Origin of the sequence: Paenibacillus sp. Mc5Re-14 (assembly GCF_001049835.1) — a bacterium.
In the GTDB taxonomy this organism is placed as follows: Bacteria; Bacillota; Bacilli; order Paenibacillales; family Paenibacillaceae; genus Paenibacillus; species Paenibacillus polymyxa_C.
Map to the genome: position 1 here is coordinate 1,023,629 of NZ_CVPD01000001.1, position 18,891 is coordinate 1,042,519.

Consider the following 18,891-nt stretch of genomic DNA (forward strand, 5'->3'; position numbering starts at 1 on the left):
CTCCTACATATTCATCATCATTAAAGCCGGAGCGCCCACCAGCACAATGACCGTTAGCAAAATTAGTGCCATCGGGAAGACTAACTTTGAAGAAGCCTGTTCCCCTCTTGTGCGGCTAATCGAAGTCCGCTTGCTCCATAACGTCTGAGATAACTCACGTAAAGCCATTACAAAATCGCTCCCGCCACGCCTCATATTCAATAAAACTGTTGTTGTAAATATCGTCACTTCTTGAATACCACAACGTTTACTCAGATGTTCAAATGCCTGTTGAAAGGAATAGCCACTTTCCCATTCCCCCACTGTCTGCAGCAATTCCCGATACAATGGGTGTACCGTATCCGCCCCTTTACGCTCCACGCAATGAAGTAAAGCCCGTTGTACTGTCTCTCCCGCACCAACCAAAAGCATCATTTTACTCAATAATTCAGGCAATTCCATTAAGATTTGCTGATCCCGCTTCTGTACTTTCCCATGCAAATCCTTGACCAGCGCTACTGGCACCAGAACACCGAGTCCCAAGCCAAGCACCAGTCCGGTCGCTTCCCCGCCCATCATAATGGATATTAAAGCTCCACCAGCAGCCACCATATATCCGTACCCCAACATTTCTGCCAGAAAAAGCATCGTTTTTTCTCCGCTGTTGCGCATACCATACAGCTTCTGTATGGAACGCTGTAGCTTGAACATCAGCAAAGGCAACCTATGAGTGGCACGTGAAACATGAAGTATGTGTACAAAAGGCACCGAAAGTTTTTGCAGCCGCAGTCCTTCGAGCTTCATATGGCGAAAATGTGCATACTTAGCAGTGTACATTTGGTTCAGCACCACCCAACCTCCCAGTTGCAGAACCAGCATAACCAGACAAACCAACGTCACCACACCCATCACTCCTTACACTTCAATCTTCATAATGTGGTTGATCCACACGAGACAGCCACCAAGCACCAGTAGGCAAAAGGTTGACAGAATCATACCTGTACCGCTGTATAAGGGCATCATGTAGTCTCCTGCGGTCACTGTCATAAACAAAACAAACAAAAAAGGCGCTGCAAACATAACCCTCGATTCAAAACGTTTCTGCGCAATCATTACACCGATCTCCTGCTGAATTTCCAGCTTCTCACCAATGACACTTGAAGCCCGTCGTACGACTTCCACCAGATCACCTCCGGTTCGTTTGCAAGCCGCAAATACGTCCGCAAAATTCGTAATATCCTCCATCTGAGCCCGACGAGCCAAATCCTGCAAAGCAGCCTCTACAGGCTGTCCGATTTCGAGGCAGGCCGTAATAATGTTAAATTCAAAAATCAGATCGTGATCTCCATCCGGACTAAGCAACCTCAAATCCTCTACAGCCTCACGAAACCCATTCTCCACCGACCTTCCCGCTGAAAGAGAAGACGAAAGCGAGTATAAAGCCTGCTTAAATTGAATGCTTAAAGCAGACCTACGTCGTTGCAGCAAAAACTTTCTAAAATAACGAGGCATCACCACAGCTCCAGCAGCACACAGCAACGATAATATCCATTGGTGATAAAATAGATATCCGATCGTCGCGAACAACACTCCACTAGAGAGAATGCACATACTTTTTTGTACAGTCGATAATGTATACACCGTATAATTTGGCAGAGAAGGGACCTCACGTGACACTTGCTTGGCAGTCGCCTTTCCTGTTCTCATGCCGATACTCCTCCCTTGTGCCAAATTTCCGGCTTGATCCCGGCCATTTGCAGCTTCAATGTATGTTGTAGCCTCCCACCACAACGTTCCAGTTCCCCTACAATTTGTCCTTTACTTTCTCCGTGTTCTTGGAAGCGATAAAGGGGATTTAGCGTCACCTCACCATTTTCAAAACCAATCACTTCGCTAATTTCTAGCACCCTTCTGGATTTGTCGCGTAGCCGTGACAGATGAACGAATATATCAATGGCCGAGCTGATCTGCTGCCGTACTACTCCAAGCGGAAGCTCTGCCCCACCGAGCACCATCGTTTCCAGCCGGCTGACCATATCGCGGATATTATTCGCATGCCCAGTTGACAACGATCCATCATGTCCCGTGTTCATCGCTTGCAGCATATCCAACGCCTCACTCCCTCTGACCTCACCCACCACAATGCGGTTAGGCCGCATACGTAAGGAGGAACGAATCAGATCACGAATCGTGATTTCTCCCTTCCCCTCGGTGTTCGCGTTCCGTGTTTCCATGGAAACCAGGTTGGGGACAGTCACAATTTGCAGCTCTGCCGAATCTTCAATCGTAATAATCCGTTCAGACGAAGGGATGAACTGGGATAATGCATTCAGAAAAGTTGTTTTACCAGAGCCCGTTCCGCCGCTTATAAAAATGTTGTACTTGCTACGTACCAAGTCTTTGAGCATAGCGGCGGCTTCTATATTGAGCGCACCCATTCGTATCAAATCATCCATCGTCATGGGACGCTCGGGAAACTTCCGTATGGTCATCGTCGGACCCTTGAGAGCAACTGGCGGCAGCACGATATTTACACGTGATCCGTCCTTTAGTCGGGCATCCACAATGGGAGAAGCCTCATTCACAATTCGGTTCACCCCGGCTACAATCGTCTGGATCAAATCCTCCAGTCGTTCGCGGGATTCGAATTGATCGGGCACCTGAATCACCTCACCTGCCCGCTCCACGAAGATTTCCCGATGACTGTTGATCATAATTTCCGTAACGGTCGGGTCGTCAATCAACGGCTGGAGCACATCCAGCCCACGGAAAGAGTTGAAAATTTTGCGGACAAGTGCATGCTTTTCTCGGGAAGTTAAGCTCGCCAGCTCTACGTCGTGTAAAATTCGCTTTTCGATATGCCGTACTAGATCTGTATCCTTTACCGAGGACGTTACGTCCAGCCCGTTACGAATATCCGCGCGCAATACCTTAAATTGTTCCTCATTCATGTTCATCATCCCCTTAAGACCAAGCAACCGTCGACTGTGCTGTGCTCTCCATATCCAGCAGCTCGCGGCACAAATGACGAATTTCCCGCTGATAAATCGGTGAACTAAGCAGCAGCTCACGATGCTGCATTTGTTTCCATGAAGGTATATAGGGTAACGCTCCGTTCAGTTCCATGAAGTCACGAGGTAACGAGTTGATCATAGTTCCCATGTAGCGATTCACCACAAAGCTGGTTTTGCATATCATGGCTTCAAGCCCTTCAGGCTGTGTAGTTTCTAAAACATCCAGCCATAATCCGCACTTGTGCATACTCATTAAATCGTCAGCCAGCAACCAGATCAGCTTATGACTAGCTTCAAGCACGGCTTGAGCCCGCTCACCATTTTCAGAATCGCAATCTACGATCACTACATCATACTGCCCGCTTTCAGCAATCGTTCGAATGAGCTCTTTCGCTTCATCACAAGTCATGTCTGTCAATTCCTTGCGATTATAGACAGGTTGAAACGTATCAGCCTGAATTTCAGGACGACGCACACAATACGAAGCCAAAGATAACGAAGTGCCCTCATTTCCCTCCGACTTGAGATCATACAGCAGTCTGGACAGTCCTTCTCCTTCTCCTTGTGCTCCGCTAGAACTGTCTGAACCAGTGAACAACGAGCTTGAATCCACCGTTTCCAGATTCAAGTAGAATACCGAATATCCCTCATTCCCCAGCTGCTTGGACATATTGAGCGCGGCCGTTGTCTTGCCCAATCCACCTGAAGCTGCCACCATGCCGATAATCATTCCACCTTCCCGACTGTTTACGCTTTTCCGACCATTCAACCTCTGTCTCGCCGTTTCCAAAATAATACCGGCCAGTTCAGATAAAGGCTGATATTTTAATACAGGCTGCCCATATTCACTTACTTGTTCTCCCTCATGTAATACCAAACAAGGAATATTTGCATCTTCCCGAGCTGTCCATAGATTCAGAAAGGGCATTTCACCTACTACCACATCTGGTCTTTTCATTCCGCTAGTTTCCATCATGTATTGATGAAATGCCTCCGGCTGCGAAAAAGCCGTTATTCTGAGCCTTCTGGCGTACTCGCTTCCGTGAACATAATTCAGCAGAGGCTCAATATAATCCCGGCCTTCTACGGCCAATACCACTTTTACCGGAACCAATATGCTCATCCCCTTTCCCAACACAACAACGCAAAAAAGCACCGTTCATCCATCCGTAAGTACATACGGTTGGTGAACGGTGCTTCCGTCACGTGCAATCTATTTATTGGTAGAATAGCATAGCACCTGTGTTAGAGCAAGTATTTTTTGCGCAAGTATTTTCTTAGAATTCTGGTACTAGGAGAAGGCGGGCAGTCTAGCCCCGCCTCCTACGATCTTCAACTTAGTAGAATTTGTGGTGACGACGATGACAGTCATGATGGCGATGATGGCGACGTTTCCGGCAATGACATTTCTTATCAAAGTCTTCATGTTTCCAGTGATCACGTTTAAATTTTGGTTTAAACTTAATGACAGTCACCTTAATGATTTTCTTAAAAACACGTTTTTTTGGCTTTGGAAAATGACAATCATGCTTACGATGTTTATACATTCAAACTCGCCTCCATTTCTTTGAGATAGAATATACTATGGAAGCAGTGAATAACCGGTAACCAGCATATGACTATTTATGAATGGATTGGGCATTTTAATAATCTGTCTCCAGCTTAATATCCGGATCATAATCCGCCACGATAAGAACATCCATATGACGTGCTTGACGGAGAATCCTCGGCACAACCGCAGTCTTCCCCCAACAGCTACTTCGGGAAGACTGTCCCACGATGAGCTGCGTACCTGAATATCCTTCTACTGGAGCAATCAAAATGTCGGCAATCTCGCGTCTGCTGGAAACAAGCCGAATTTCAAAGGTTCCCCCAGTCGGTGGGTCAGCAGCTTTATTTGTTCCAGACGAGGGTTCAATCTCTCCGGTATACGCTCACCGATATGGACATAAGTCACAATCCACACAGCCTTCAAACGAAATGCGATACGAAAACCGCGGCGAATCAACCTTTCAGCATTTTCACTTAGCGTCACGCCTACAAAAATCACTTCCTCCCTGCGCCACGGTCCCCGAAGTGACTCGTGCCGATCCCAGGATTCCAGCCGCTCATCTACATCGTCTGCCAATTCCCGCAAAGCAAGTTCACGCAGCGCAATTAGATTACCCAGCTTAAAAAAGTGGCTAAGTGCCTGCTCCACCTTCGCAGGAGCGTAAATTTTGCCCTCACGCATACGTTGCTGTAACGATTTGGGAGCCACATCAACAAGCTGTACTTCATCGGCCAGACGCATCATATGGTCAGGAACTGTTTCTCTCACCCGAATGCCAGTAATTTGTTCTACTGCGTCATTCAAGCTCTCCAGATGCTGCACATTCATTGTGGATATAACAGAAATACCTTGTTCCAAAATGGCCAGTACATCCTCATAACGCTTAGATCTCAGACTTCCCGGAACGTTGGTATGTGCCAGCTCATCAACTAGCACTACCTCAGGATTACGCCTGAGAATGGCTTCAGTGTCCATCTCTTCCAAATGTGCACCATGACGCTCGATAGACTGACGGGGAATCATCTCCAGAGATCCTACCTGGGCTAGTGTTTCTGCTCTTCCGTGCGTTTCCAGCAATCCGATAACCACATCAATCCCGCTTTCCAGCAGATCATTTCCCTCTCTCAGCATGGTGTATGTTTTGCCGACCCCCGGAGCAGCCCCAATATATACTTTGAGCTTGCCCCGCAGAATTTTGGCTTCCTCAGCCTGCACTTCCTCAACGCTCAAACGATGATACGGGTCAGTATCTCCTTCCTCCTGTCTCATCGTTGGCAAAATCCGTTCGCCCTCCTGCTCGGCTCGGTCTGCAATCAACAGCAAATCCATATTTTTCATTCGTTTTAAAATTCCGTTCACCAGTGATCCTTTAACCAGCTCCTGCCACGGAGTCTGCCGAGAATGCCCCATAACAATTCGGGTAACATTGTGAGTCACCGCATAATGGATAAGTTGACGTGGCAGCCTTCTGCGGGAAAAGAGCGGGATTTCTTCAAATGTCGATCCGATCTTATCGGCCAACTGCTCAATGGAACGTTTGAAGGCTGCTGATTCCTTGGACAGCTTGCGCTTCGAGCTGACAAAAGAGACCACCAGCATATCTCCACCCAATCGCTTGGCCACCTGTTCTCCCCTACGTACATAAATGGATCCATTCCAATGATATTGGACAGGCACCAAAATACGCTCTGCTGCTCCTGACGCCCCGTGCAAGCCTAGCTCCTCCCGGTGCCGTTCCAGCGAATCATTCACATCCTCTGCCACCAATCGCAGAGCGAGCTCACGCAATTTACCCAGATTTCCCCGGTGAAACATCTCTGGATTGGGCGTATGCATGTAACCTTTCGCCAGCCGTTCCAGAATCATCTCCGGGGTGGCATCAATTAGACGAATTTCATCCGCCAGCTCCAATGTATCAACCGGAACCGTATATTCCGCTTCAAAGCCAGTCAGCTGATATACCCACTCCGTGATCCCTTCGAGTTCATAAACATTGACCGTCGTAATGACGCTAATTCCCATCTCCAGCAAATACCGAATATCCTCCAGCCTTGTTGGAAACGAGGCGTCTTTTCGGTTATGATGTGCCAAATGATCTACCAGCACCACCTCAGGATTTCGCGCCACTAAAGCTTCCACATTCAGATCCTTTTGCTCCTCGCCATCCTTCATCCAATGAATACTGGGTACTCGCTCTAGGGAGCCGACCTGTTCCACGGTCTCACGCCGTTGCAGAGTCGATACCGCACAAATTACAACATCAATCCCTTCATGCTGCAGCGATTGTCCCTCCTGCAGCATATGATACGTTTTGCCAGAGCCACTGACCGCACCAATGTATATTTTGAGTCTGCCTCGATGCAATTTGTTAATGGAATCCAGTATCTCCTCTGGTGATTTACGTTTGAAGCTCTCCAATTTCGTTCCTCCCCGCAGCGTAACAGCTCGTTCCGAATCCTTCTGTGTGATTGTAAAGAATGTACTCCCGTGTCCCGGTTAATTCAAGATGACCCAACAAGCTTGCCTCAAAAAAAGCCGCACAGATTAGCATAAGCTTAAAAAAGCGTGCATTCAGGCACTTTATGCCCGTCTGCACGCTATTATGAGTAATTCATATAGGAACACTTCCTACGAGACTCACTTGCTATTTTCGCCAATGATTCCCCGTTGTTGAAAAAACTTTCGCCATACCACACCATGAGACGGGGAAAATAGAAAAGCCAAAAGCAGCAACACACCCGATACACACAGCATACATGCCGCAATAGAAGCATCCAATACAGTTGCTGTATAAAAGCCTACGATCGAGCTAATGGCTCCAACTCCCACGCTGTATGCAATCATACGGGACAGCTTCTCCGTCAGCAAATAAGCGGTAAGAGGCGGTACAACAAGCATGCCAACCACTAGAATTGCACCCACACTCTCAAATGACGCCACTGTCGTTAGTGATACGAGACTCATTAGCAGATAATGAAAAAAAACAACCGGAATGCCCAATGAAGCGGCCAATGCGGGATCAAAGGAAGTGACTTTAAATTGCTTGAAAAAGCCCCCTACCACGAGCAGATTGATCAAAAACATTGCCCCCGTAATCCACACAGCCCTCGGACCTATATCGAAGCCAGCAATCTCTATCGTATTCCACGGAACATAAGCAATTTCCCCATACAAAACGTGGTCCATATCCAGATGGGCATCGGAAGCAAACACACTGATCAGTAAAACACCGATAGCAAACAATGTTGTAAACACAACGCCAATGGCAGCATCACTTTGCAGACCGCTTTGTTGGAATAGCTGAATCAGATACACCGTTAGAAGCCCCAGCACGGCAGCACCAAACATCATCCACACCGAATCCCTCGATCCGCTGATGAGAAAGGCAATGACAATACCAGGCAGTACCGCATGACTGATGGCATCACCGATCATAGCCATTTTCCGAAGCACGAGAAAGCATCCGACGATACTACATCCCCCTGCCACTAACATTCCCGTCAGGATCACATAAAATGAACTCATAGGGCACGTTCCTCCCTGGGCTGTGTTCCAACTCCCTGCTCCAGACTTTTTCTGGCGTTTAACTGAACGATAGCCTTGGAAATCATTCCACGCTGCGGCGCAAAGATCAGACTTACACCAAATACCACAGTCGCACACAACACGCACAATGGTCCTGTAGGCAAATTTTGTCCCAGAGAGCTAATAACAGTCCCACCAAGACCCGCTATAGCACCAAACAAGCCTGACAGGCATACCATAACACCCAGCTTCTCTGTCCAGTATCTTGCCGACACGGCCGGGGTAATCAGCAGGGCAGCCATCATAATGACGCCCACAGCTTGAATGCCAGCCACCACCGCAATGACAATCAACAGCATTAATAACTTATCCAGTAGACCTGCCGGAAAACCAAGTCCACGGGCAAAGCCGGGATCAAAGCTGAGCAGCTTAAATTCCTTGAAAAATAATAAACATATTCCAATGAGCACCACCGAAATTACCGCCATCGTATAGACATCAGACAACACCATTGCCGCAGCCTGGCCAAATAAAAATTTATCCAGCCCACTTTGGTTGCCTGCGCCACTATGCTGAATTTCGGTCAACAACATAATGCCGAAGCCAAAAAATACGGACAGCACCGCTGCAATCGCTGAATCACTTTTAATTCGCGAATACCGGGTTAGCGCACTGATGGCAAAGGTAGCAACAATCCCTGCAATGGCTGCTCCAATCATAAATCCAAACATGGATTTTGTACCTGTGATCATAAAAGCCACACATACCCCCGGCAAAGCCGCATGTGCCAAAGCATCTCCCATAAGTGATTGCTTACGCAAATACATAAAACTGCCAATCACCCCGCTGCTTAAACCGAGTAAAATACATCCAAGCAAAATCCATTGCATGTTCGGGTCTGCCAAAAGCGCTGCCAAGCTTGTCATACTGCTCACCTCACTCCGAGTATCGTGCCGGATTCCGAACCTGTTTTGAGTATACTCAGACGCCCGCCATACGTACGTTGCAGATTTCCCTCGGTAAAAATATCTGCGGTCTCTCCAAATGCCATCAGATGCCCGTTCAACAGCATAACCTGGTCAAAATAATCCGTGACCGTAGATAAATCATGATGAACGACAAGCACGGTTTTCCCCTGCTGTTTCAGATCGTTAAGCAATGAAATGATAGCTTTTTCTGTTGCAGCGTCCACACCAACAAACGGTTCATCCATAAAATAAAGCTGAGCGTCCTGCGCAAGCGCTCTCGCCAAAAATACACGTTGTTGCTGACCGCCAGATAATTGACTAATCTGCCTGTCTGCAAATTTGCTCATTCCAACCTTGTCCAAACTCTCCATCGCAGCCTGACGATCTGCTGCTCCCGGACGTTTAAACCAGCCCAGTCTGCCGTAACGTCCCATCATAACCACATCTAGAGCGTTCGTCGGAAAATCCCAATCCACCGACTCCCGCTGCGGTACATATCCAACCTTGAGCAGCTGTTGCTTATAGGGCTTGCCGTAGACCAGCACCTCGCCCCTGAGCTTTGGAATCAGCCCAAGCACGGCCTTGATCAGTGTAGATTTGCCAGCCCCGTTGGGGCCGATAATACCAATCAGCTTACCTTCCGGCACCTCAAAGGAGACATCGAACAAAACGGGCTTTTTTTGATAGGCTACCGATAAATCACGAACAACAAGTGGTGAATGTCCCATGTGTCTACGCCTCCTTATTTAAGAGCTCTAACGATCGTATTCACGTTATGCTTGACCATTCCAATATACGTTCCATCTTCTGTCCCCTCTTCACCCATAGCATCCGAATACAGCTCGCCGCCAACCTGTATGGTATGACTTTGCTGAGCTGCACCCTGAATAACCGCATCTATGGCCTTTCTCGGAACACTTGATTCTACAAATATGGCTTTAATTTTATGCTCCACCAGATAATCTCTCAGCTTGGTCACATCTTGTGAGCCCGCCTCTGATTCTGTACTCATGCCTTGAAGGCCTCTTACTTGAATCTGGTAAGCGTCTCCGAAATAGCCAAATGCATCATGTGCCGTGACAAGTACGCGCTGTGCCTTCGGTATACTGGCAATCTGCTCTCTCGTGTAATCGTCCAGTTCTCGTAGCTCAGCGAGATAAGCTTCGGCATTGGCCTTATAATCCTCCGCATGAGCAGCATCAAGTGCCGACAATTCATCTCTGACGGTTTCTACCGCAGACATCCAGTTTTGTACATCAAACCAGATATGTGGATCATACTCAGATCCCATTTCTGGGCTAGCTGCACGCAATTGATTTTGGGCAATGTTTTTGGACACGGGTATAACAGGCTTTTTCTTGCTAATTTTCTCCAGGATGTCCTGCATTTTCCCTTCCAGATGCAACCCGTTATAAAAAATGATGTCGGCTTTATCCAGCTTACGCATATCTCCCTGAGACGCCTTGTACAAATGTGGGTCAACGCCTGACTTCATAATTCCCGTGACCTCCACATGAGCACCGCCGACCTTCCCGACAATGTCAGAGATCATACCGATGGTAGTCGTAGCCTTTATTTTCTGTCCCGCCTCTTTCGTAGCTCCCTGTTCTGTCTTCTTGGCATCTGTACATGCAGTCGCTAGAACCAGAACTAGAGACAACACTCCAACCGTCGCTACCCATTGTGGCAAAGCCTTCTTAAACTGCTTGTTCATGTTTTAGAATCCTCCTTTTAATATTTGTTTTAGGACAAACTATTTCCTTGAGACAATTATTTTTTATCCATACTATATTTTAGAGTATACACTAAAGTTTTTACCTAAGGAAACATTTTTGAAATATAAATCTTAACTATTCTTTTATATCGTTCGATTTTGGCTCTCCGAATGTGTAATATATAGAAGATATCCGGTCGTTATACCAAAGAAACCATACAAAGAAGGTGCAAGTCATGGACCCAACAGGATACAGCCCTAATTGGAACAAACGTCGGCAAATACAGTTACGAAAAATACTGCTCATTTTTATGCTGGTGTGTTGTCTGTTTGCCCTAACTTCCTGTGCTCGGGGTGACATTCATGTAGATGTTCATCTAGATCAAAGTGTAGATATGGATGCAACGTTCAGTGTAAACAACCAGACACTGATGATGTTGGACAATCCGGGGCTGCTCGATCGATTAGTTCAACGTATGCAAAGCAATAATGTAGACGTACAGCCGCTATCGGAACAAGGGAGAAAGGGATATCAAATAAAGGGGCATTATCAAGGGGATTGGGGTACAAACCAAAAAAATCCCGATCAGGGTTTAAACCTGCCTGAGGGATTAGAAATAAATCGCGCAGTGAGCCAGCATTTTTTCACAACCAATATGGATCTTACGCTTAAGCTCGATTTGCCTCGGATGCTTCCTGAAGAAGCTCGTGGCCTGAGTGATAAATTAGAACAAATGAATGTGTTCGCACGCAAATTACTAGAACGGCAACTGGATCTTAACTTCAGCCTATCCCTGCCCATCCAGCCTGCTTCCAGCAATGCGGACCGTGTGTCGGATGATGGAAAAACACTCTATTGGGACATTGCTCCATTAGAGTCAAACGAGCTAAAATTGTCGGTCAACGTACCCAATGTACGCCATATCGTGTATGTATCGGCTACGGGTCTCATACTGATCGCGGTAGCTGTGATATTACTGATTCGTAATTATCGTCGTAAAAATAAACATAAATAAAGCAACTAAAAAAATCGTTTCCTAATTTCTGGTGGGGGGATCTGACATTGATCCTCCTCATCCTTGCCAAACCAACGATATCGGTTACGTGCTACCCAGTTATAGGCTGCGTTGCGCACAAAGCGGGGAATCAAGATGAATACATAGGCCAGCGGGTATGGAAAACGAAGGCGTTTGGCAATCCGTAAAGCTGCAGTTGACCTTGTATAATACGTACCGTCTTCAATCAGCACGAATGTATCCAGTTGATCTGTAGACAGTCCACCTGCACGTAAAAGTTCTTGCCCTACCTCGGATTGCAGGGAACCAAAATGGAATATTCCCTTAGGATCACGCTTGATAATGAAGCGGGTTGCTCCCTGACAAAAGTGGCATACCCCATCCACCAATACAATGGAATATTCGGTATGGACATGATCAGACTGGTTCATCAACGCATTTCACCTCCACAGAGAAATCAACGGCATGAAAACGCAACGGTTCGATTATAAACAAAAAAACGCCGAAAGTATCCGACGCTTGTCTAGAAATTATCCTTGCCTGTTAGAAAAACTAGCTCAATGCTTTCTCAAACAGCTGTTTTGCATTAATTTGCTCTAAAAACTCATCATGGAACTGATCCATACACTTGCAGATAAAATCCTTATGGCATACCGGGCAAGGCGTCGTTAGCAGTCGACTAATATTCGTCAAAGTCCACTCCGGATTACGTTGAGAAAAAACGCGGCACTCCGTTCCATCGGCCAAACTCATTTTAAACTCATAAAGCCCTTCCTTTTCGTTGCTACCAGCCAGCGTGAAATTAACAATATTCGGTCTGTAAGACATCATATCACCCGTATTTTTCAAATTTGTTTCGTACCTGATGACCAGAATCACCTATGACATCTTAATGAATTTTGGCGATGATGTCAAATGGACGCCATTCTCAGCGAATCAAGATTTAGGTGTAAAAGCCGCCGATCAATCGGCGGCCGTGTGTGAAATTTTTAAAAATGCGGTCAAATGACGTTGAGTTCAACATCAATGTTACCGCGAGTGGCTTTGGAGTACGGACAAAAATCATGTGCTTGGCGTGCCAAATCTTCAGCCTGGGAACGCTCAATCCCCGGTATTTTTACATCCAGACGCACCGCTAACTGGAAGCCGCCGTCGCTTGGGTCCTTGCCGATCGATACGTGGCTGGTGACCTCTACATTGTCCACCTTTACCTTGGCTTTACGGGCCACATTTGCCAACGCACTTTCATAGCATGCGCCATAGCCTGCCGCAAACAGTTGCTCCGGATTCGTAGCGTCCCCACCTGCGCCACCCAGTTCCTTCGGTGTGCTCAGCTTATGCTTCAATACCCCGTCTGAAGAAGCCACTGAACCGTCTCTTCCACCATGTACCGTTGCTGATGCTGTGTATAACGCTTCCATGATTTCATCTCTCCTTCTTCCATCTTATTGACATTCCGCAGGAATCCTCGTCATGTTAATACATGATTTCCTTCTCGTATGTACTTTAAACGAGCCACGCAAAATGAATCATTTAAAAAGGGATGATAACCCGTTTATTTACCGTATTATTTACCGTTTAGTTCCACCTCTTTTGTGTTTACACTATATGTTATAAGCCCCTAACCCCTAACTTGATGGGCCGCCTGCATTTAGAAAATCCAAAACAACCAAGCTGCCCCTTGAGAGCAATATAGCTTGGTTTTTTCCATTGTTTAGTTTTAATTAAGATGGTCAATTGCTTCAAAAATACGATGATTTTGCTTGACCACACAAAAGTTGCACTAGACAAAAACTATTGTGGGTGTACAATAGGGATAACGCAATCGCTATGTCACTAATAATATATTTCAATATGAACAAAGAAGGTGAAGCGTATGAAAAATTCAAAGGGCAACTTCGCGGAAATCGCTTCACTATCAGAAGTGAATCGTTCTTTGAGCATCCCGAAGGATGGGACCTGGTTTCGGAAGTTTCTTGCCTTTGCTGGACCAGGCTATATGGTTGCTGTCGGCTATATGGACCCTGGCAACTGGGCTACAGACATCGCTGGCGGATCAAAATTCGGCTACACACTACTTAGTGTTATTCTAATCTCCAACCTGATGGCCATTCTGCTGCAAGCCTTATCTGGCAAGCTCGGTATTGCTACAGGTAAAGATTTGGCTCAAATGTGCCGGGATGCTTACAGTCGCCCTGTCGCGATCGGCTTATGGCTTTTATGTGAAATTGCCATTGCAGCCATGGATTTGGCCGAGGTCATCGGTTCAGCCATTGCCCTGAAGCTACTGTTCGGTCTCCCGTTACTATACGGAGTCATCATTACCGCATTTGATGTTATGCTCATTTTGCTGCTGCAAAATAAAGGTTTCCGGGCATTGGAAACCCTCGTTATTGTATTAATGGCCACGATTGCCGGCTGTTTTGGCATTAATCTCATTTTGGCACAACCAGAATGGGGCGGCGTATTGGGTGGCTTTGTACCGGACTCACAAATATTGACGAATCCAAGCATGCTGTATATTGCCATCGGTATTATGGGAGCTACCGTAATGCCACATAACCTGTATCTGCATTCTTCTATTGTACAAACCCGCAAATATGAGCAGACATCAGCAGGTAAACGGGAAGCTATTACATTTGCAACTTGGGATTCCAGTATAGCGCTCATGTTCGCTCTATTCATTAATGCAGCCATCTTGATCGTAGCAGCTGCCGTATTCCATACAGCAGGAAGAACAGATGTAGCAGAGATTAGTGATGCCTATTATCTGCTTTCGCCATTGCTGGGAACCACACTTGCGAGCATACTGTTTGGAGTGGCGTTACTCGCCTCAGGTCAAAACTCGACCGTGACAGGTACTTTAGCCGGACAAATCGTGATGGAGGGCTTCTTGAATCTTCGTCTCTCACCTTGGTTGCGTCGTCTGGTGACCCGTCTTATCGCGATCATTCCAGCGGTCATCGTCACTGCGATTGCAGGTGAAAAAGGTGCGGAAGAGTTGCTTGTGCTGAGTCAGGTTATTTTATCCATCCAGCTTCCTTTTGCCATCATTCCATTACTGCTCTTTACCAGTGACAAAAAGATTATGGGTGAATTTGCGAATAAAATGTGGCAAAAAGTACTAACCTGGATCGTGACCGCTATCATCATTATCTTGAATGTAGTGCTTATTATTCAGACAATTACAGGTTGATCGGTAGCAAAATCATAAAAAGGTATCTCACTTGCCTCCATGGCAGCGAGATACCTTTTTTTACTCACCCTATTTTATTGGTCCTCTATAAATAAGTGTTGGTTTAATTGTTAAAATGGAGTATTGCACTCACATAATAATGAGACTCAGCAGAAATCTCAAACCCTATTGACCTGTAGAGATTCAAGGCGCGTTTATTTTGAGTAACCACTCCTAGTCGAATCTGAGTGTACTGCTTGGCAAGCAAGATGTTAACCACACGAGCAAGAATTTCCCGGCCATACCCTCTGCCTTGGTATAATGGATGAACACAGAAATCATGAATAACTGCTGTATCCGTATGAACATGATTGACTCGGATCATTCCAACCGGTGTCAGAACATCTAGAGCGAGGTAGGTAACACGTTCTGGTTCTCTCGTATGTTTAAAATAGTTCCTTGTCCAAGACTCTGAATCCCCAAAAGCTTGTGACGAACATTTAACCATAAAATCAAAATCTTGAGCTTCTTCTAGTCGCAAAACTAAGCCGGAATGATGTAACATATCAGAGCGGAACTGAACTAAATGCATAGTAAATTCAGACGTATTAAAGTTCGCCCCCAAGTGCTTCACACAATCTATTCCAGGTTTTGAATTGGACGGGATTCTGATACGACATGTTTTGATGCCTTGTATTTGCATCTTTGTTGCAGCTTTGTTCATTAAGGAGCGGAACACACCCTGACGCCGATAATCCGGATGAACCATAGCGTTAATATTAGCTTCGATTTCATCTGATGTATACCAACTGAGATAGCCAATGAGCTGGTTGCCCATTTGACAAAGGAATGCTTTATCCCCACCGTTTTCTTTTAGGCTTTCTATACCCACTCTCAAACTTGAACCATCAAAATCCTTGCATAGTTGTTCTAACATTCGTACCCGAGAAAGCTGATGATTTGAAAAATCATTCATTTTTAAAATTTTATATTCCTGCATATTATTTGTTACCCTCATCAAGAAGAAAACACGCAGTTTATGGACGATTAGGCGCTGTCCTTCTATAGTCTGTCCGCTTATTCATCGTTACCATTCGGACCGCCTCCTTGAGCATATGTGAGTATAATTTTAACTTAATCATCAGACAAATCAATAATATTATATTCTCAACGCTTGCCAGCCTTCGTCTGCACTTGAGCTTCAAGCGCGAGATTCAGCTTGAGCACGTTCACACGCGGCTCGCCGAACACCCCGGCGCTGCGGCCTTCTGTCTGCTCCTGCACCAGCGTCTTCAGCTGGTCCTGACCAATCCCCGTCAAGCCACTAATACGCGGAATTTGAGCCTGTGCCGCCTGTGGGGAGATGTGTGGGTCTAGACCGGAGCCGGAGTTCGTAATCAGGTCCAATGGAACCTGACTGACGGGTACATCCGGATTATGCTTCTGCCAATCCGCAATAGAATCCTTGATCCGCTGCACCAATGCCGGGTTCGAGGGTGCGTAATTACTTGAGCCTGAACCAGCCCCATTGTAATCGATACTTGATACCCGACCTTGGAAAAACGCCGGATTGGTAAAGGACTGCCCAATCAGCTCAGAGCCGATTACTCGCCCCTCCGTGTCACGAAGCATACTGCCGTTTGCTTGCTGCGGAAACAGGACTTGCGCCACTCCTGTACTAACTAGCGGATATGCCAATCCGCATAATAGGATCATTAGCACAGAAGTTCGCAAAGCCACTCCAATAACCGCGCTTCCTCGCATCTCATGTCTCTCCGGTTGATTTTCCGGCACTGCCTCCGTCCCTGTACGCTTGTTATGACCTTGTCCGCCAGATCCGGCTTTCTCATGTGCAGCAAACCTGCGTCCAGACAACATCCGATAAAAACCACTCATGTCGCTCACCCTTTCTGCGCTAAATCCACAAATGTACCAGCAAATCAATGGCCTTAATGCCGACAAACGGTACCACCATACCGCCCAGGCCATAAATCAGTAAATTCCGTCCCAGCAAACGATCCGAGCTCATTGGCTTATACTTCACGCCCTTCATTGCCAGCGGAATCAGAAGTGGAATAATGACTGCATTAAAAATAAGCGCCGATAAAATAGCCGAGAGCGGGGAACCCAGTCCCATGACATTCAGTGCACTCATTTGTGGAATAGCCAGCATGAACATCGCCGGAATGATGGCAAAATATTTAGCAACATCGTTCGCAATACTGAACGTTGTCAATGCCCCGCGTGTCATAAGCAGTTGCTTTCCGATGGTGACCACCTCAATAATTTTGGACGGATCAGAATCCAGGTCCACCATATTAGCAGCTTCCTTGGCCGCGACCGTACCGCTATTCATGGCAAGACCGACATCTGCCTGGGCCAGCGCAGGCGCATCATTGGTACCATCTCCAGTCATGGCAACCAGCTTGCCCTGCTCCTGCTCACGGCGGATAACCGCAATTTTGTCCTCCGGCTTGCTTTCTGCTACAAAATCGTCCACACCTGCTTCACGTGCAATTGTAGCAGCGGTCAGCGGATTATCACCGGTACACATAATCGTGCGGATGCCCATTTCCCGAAGCTGATCGAAGCGTTCCTTCATGCCCGGCTTCACCGTATCCTTCAAATAAATAATGCCGTATATCCGATCATCCAGCGCCACCGCTAACGGTGTACCTCCTTCTGCGGCTACCTGATTTGCTTTTTCCTCCAGATCGGCCGGAACACTGCCTTTTTGCGATACAATCCACTGCCGGACAGAGTCCACGGCGCCTTTGCGTACTCTTCGTCCATCGGCGAGATCCAGACCACTCATCCGGGTTTCTGCCTTGAACTCGATAAAGGTCCCACCTGCTGCCAAGGATTCATCCAGCGTGTACTCCTGCTTGCGCATCAATTCCAGCACCGAGCGCCCCTCAGGTGTCTCATCCTTTAGTGAACTCATCGCCGCCCATTTCGCTAACTCTGCCTTTTCTATACCATCCACCACCACGAATTCACTCGCCATCCGGTTTCCGAAGGTGATGGTACCCGTTTTATCAAGAATCATCGTATTGATGTCCCCGGATGCTTCTACCGCCTTGCCTGACATGGCCAGCACGTTAAACTGGGTAACCCGGTCCATACCGGCAATCCCAATAGCCGACAAAAGCCCGCCAATCGTGGTCGGAATCAGACAGACTAGCAACGAAATCAGCACGGGAACAGGCAAATCAATCTTAAAATGACGGGCTATCGGAGCCAGCGTCACCACCACAATTAGAAAAATAATCGTCAAACTAATCAGCAATGTATTCAGTGCAATTTCATTTGGCGTTTTTTGCCGCTGTGCACCTTCCACGAGCGAAATCATTTTATCAATAAACGTCTCACCCGGCTCAGTCGTAATCCGCACCTTAATGCGGTCACTGACCACCCGCGTCCCGCCAGTTACCGAGCAAAAATCACCGCCCGATTCCTTAATGACTGGAGCTGATTCTCCCGTAATCGCAGATTCATCCACCGAAGCCAGGCCTTCAATGACCTCACCATCACTTGGAATCATTTCGCCCTGAGAGACGATTACCACGTCACCTTTACGCAATGCTGTCGAGCTGACTACTTGAATCTCATTTCCGACAAGCTTATTAGCTCGCGAGTCCTGCTTGGATTTTTTTAAGGAAGCAGCTTGTGCCTTCCCCCGTCCCTCCGCGAGCGCTTCGGCAAAGTTAGCAAAAAGCAGCGTGAACAACAGAATAATAAATACAGCCAAGTTAAAGCCCATTTCCTTGCCGGCTCCAAAATAACCGGGAAGCAGTAGCATGAGCAGTACGACCAATGTACCGATCTCCACGACGAACATGACAGGATTTTTCATCATGATCATTGGATTTAATTTGATAAAGCTATCCTTGATCGCCTGCTTCAAGATGCTTCTATCCAGCATGCGTTTGCGTTCTTCCTTCATGA

Annotated in this window: 16 protein-coding genes and 1 pseudogene; 2 read left to right on the top strand and 15 right to left on the bottom strand. The window is 46.8% G+C overall.

Features of this window, described 5'->3' with window-relative positions:
- Positions 1-3 precede the first annotated feature (3 nt).
- The 9 genes and pseudogenes from BN1546_RS04775 to BN1546_RS04820 all read right to left on the bottom strand — a co-directional run bounded on the left by BN1546_RS04775 (position 4) and on the right by BN1546_RS04820 (position 10,752).
- Positions 4-888, bottom strand: coding sequence for a type II secretion system F family protein (locus tag BN1546_RS04775; RefSeq protein WP_090736210.1), 885 nt, complete (start codon positions 886-888; stop codon positions 4-6).
- A gap of 6 nt (positions 889-894) precedes the next feature.
- The gene (locus BN1546_RS04780; protein WP_090736213.1) at positions 895-1,686 is read right to left on the bottom strand and encodes a type II secretion system F family protein; all 792 of its coding nucleotides are present in this window, start codon (positions 1,684-1,686) and stop codon (positions 895-897) included.
- The gene (locus BN1546_RS04785; protein WP_090736215.1) at positions 1,683-2,930 is read right to left on the bottom strand and encodes a CpaF family protein; all 1,248 of its coding nucleotides are present in this window, start codon (positions 2,928-2,930) and stop codon (positions 1,683-1,685) included. The genes BN1546_RS04780 and BN1546_RS04785 overlap by 4 nt, the downstream gene beginning before the upstream one ends.
- 13 nt (positions 2,931-2,943) lie before the next feature.
- A complete protein-coding gene (locus BN1546_RS04790; RefSeq protein ID WP_090739126.1) occupies positions 2,944-4,116 on the bottom strand; it encodes an AAA family ATPase in 1,173 nt (390 codons plus the stop codon).
- Between the two features lie 520 nt (positions 4,117-4,636).
- A pseudogene (locus tag BN1546_RS04800) lies at positions 4,637-6,963 on the bottom strand (histidine kinase).
- Between the two features lie 219 nt (positions 6,964-7,182).
- Positions 7,183-8,070, bottom strand: coding sequence for a metal ABC transporter permease (locus tag BN1546_RS04805; RefSeq protein ID WP_090736221.1), 888 nt, complete (start codon positions 8,068-8,070; stop codon positions 7,183-7,185).
- Positions 8,067-8,996, bottom strand: a complete 930-nt coding sequence (locus BN1546_RS04810) for a metal ABC transporter permease (protein WP_025677760.1) — start codon at positions 8,994-8,996, stop codon at positions 8,067-8,069. The genes BN1546_RS04805 and BN1546_RS04810 overlap by 4 nt, the downstream gene beginning before the upstream one ends.
- A gap of 5 nt (positions 8,997-9,001) precedes the next feature.
- On the bottom strand, positions 9,002-9,766 hold the full coding sequence (locus BN1546_RS04815; RefSeq protein ID WP_013369953.1) for a metal ABC transporter ATP-binding protein: 765 nt from the start codon (positions 9,764-9,766) through the stop codon (positions 9,002-9,004).
- 14 nt (positions 9,767-9,780) lie between these two features.
- The gene (locus BN1546_RS04820) at positions 9,781-10,752 is read right to left on the bottom strand and encodes a metal ABC transporter solute-binding protein, Zn/Mn family (RefSeq protein WP_090736224.1); all 972 of its coding nucleotides are present in this window, start codon (positions 10,750-10,752) and stop codon (positions 9,781-9,783) included.
- Between the two features lie 236 nt (positions 10,753-10,988).
- Between BN1546_RS04820 and BN1546_RS04825 the strand changes: the two genes are divergently transcribed.
- The gene (locus BN1546_RS04825) at positions 10,989-11,768 is read left to right on the top strand and encodes a DUF3153 domain-containing protein (protein ID WP_090736227.1); all 780 of its coding nucleotides are present in this window, start codon (positions 10,989-10,991) and stop codon (positions 11,766-11,768) included.
- Positions 11,769-11,773: 5 nt separating this feature from the next.
- Here the strand turns inward: BN1546_RS04825 and BN1546_RS04830 are convergent, their stop codons facing one another.
- The 3 genes from BN1546_RS04830 to BN1546_RS04840 form a co-directional block, all read right to left on the bottom strand.
- Entirely contained in the window at positions 11,774-12,199 is a 426-nt protein-coding gene (locus BN1546_RS04830; protein WP_090736230.1) for a thiol-disulfide oxidoreductase DCC family protein, read from the bottom strand.
- 121 nt (positions 12,200-12,320) lie between these two features.
- Positions 12,321-12,647 (bottom strand): hypothetical protein, encoded by a 327-nt coding sequence (locus BN1546_RS04835; protein ID WP_013369949.1) that lies wholly within the window; start codon positions 12,645-12,647, stop codon positions 12,321-12,323.
- Between the two features lie 122 nt (positions 12,648-12,769).
- The gene (locus tag BN1546_RS04840; protein WP_013369947.1) at positions 12,770-13,189 is read right to left on the bottom strand and encodes an organic hydroperoxide resistance protein; all 420 of its coding nucleotides are present in this window, start codon (positions 13,187-13,189) and stop codon (positions 12,770-12,772) included.
- Positions 13,190-13,644: 455 nt separating this feature from the next.
- Here BN1546_RS04840 and BN1546_RS04845 point away from each other — a divergent pair, with 455 nt between their 5' ends.
- The gene (locus BN1546_RS04845) at positions 13,645-14,964 is read left to right on the top strand and encodes an Nramp family divalent metal transporter (protein WP_013369945.1); all 1,320 of its coding nucleotides are present in this window, start codon (positions 13,645-13,647) and stop codon (positions 14,962-14,964) included.
- Positions 14,965-15,067: 103 nt separating this feature from the next.
- Here the strand turns inward: BN1546_RS04845 and BN1546_RS04850 are convergent, their stop codons facing one another.
- The 3 genes from BN1546_RS04850 to kdpB form a co-directional block, all read right to left on the bottom strand.
- Positions 15,068-15,943, bottom strand: coding sequence for a GNAT family N-acetyltransferase (locus BN1546_RS04850; RefSeq protein WP_176702320.1), 876 nt, complete (start codon positions 15,941-15,943; stop codon positions 15,068-15,070).
- A 167-nt stretch (positions 15,944-16,110) separates the two neighbouring features.
- Positions 16,111-16,839, bottom strand: coding sequence for a potassium-transporting ATPase subunit KdpC (gene kdpC, locus BN1546_RS04855; protein ID WP_090736238.1), 729 nt, complete (start codon positions 16,837-16,839; stop codon positions 16,111-16,113).
- A gap of 19 nt (positions 16,840-16,858) precedes the next feature.
- Complete coding sequence (gene kdpB, locus BN1546_RS04860) at positions 16,859-18,889, bottom strand: potassium-transporting ATPase subunit KdpB (RefSeq protein WP_090736241.1); 2,031 nt, start codon at positions 18,887-18,889, stop codon at positions 16,859-16,861.
- Positions 18,890-18,891: the final 2 nt, after the last annotated feature.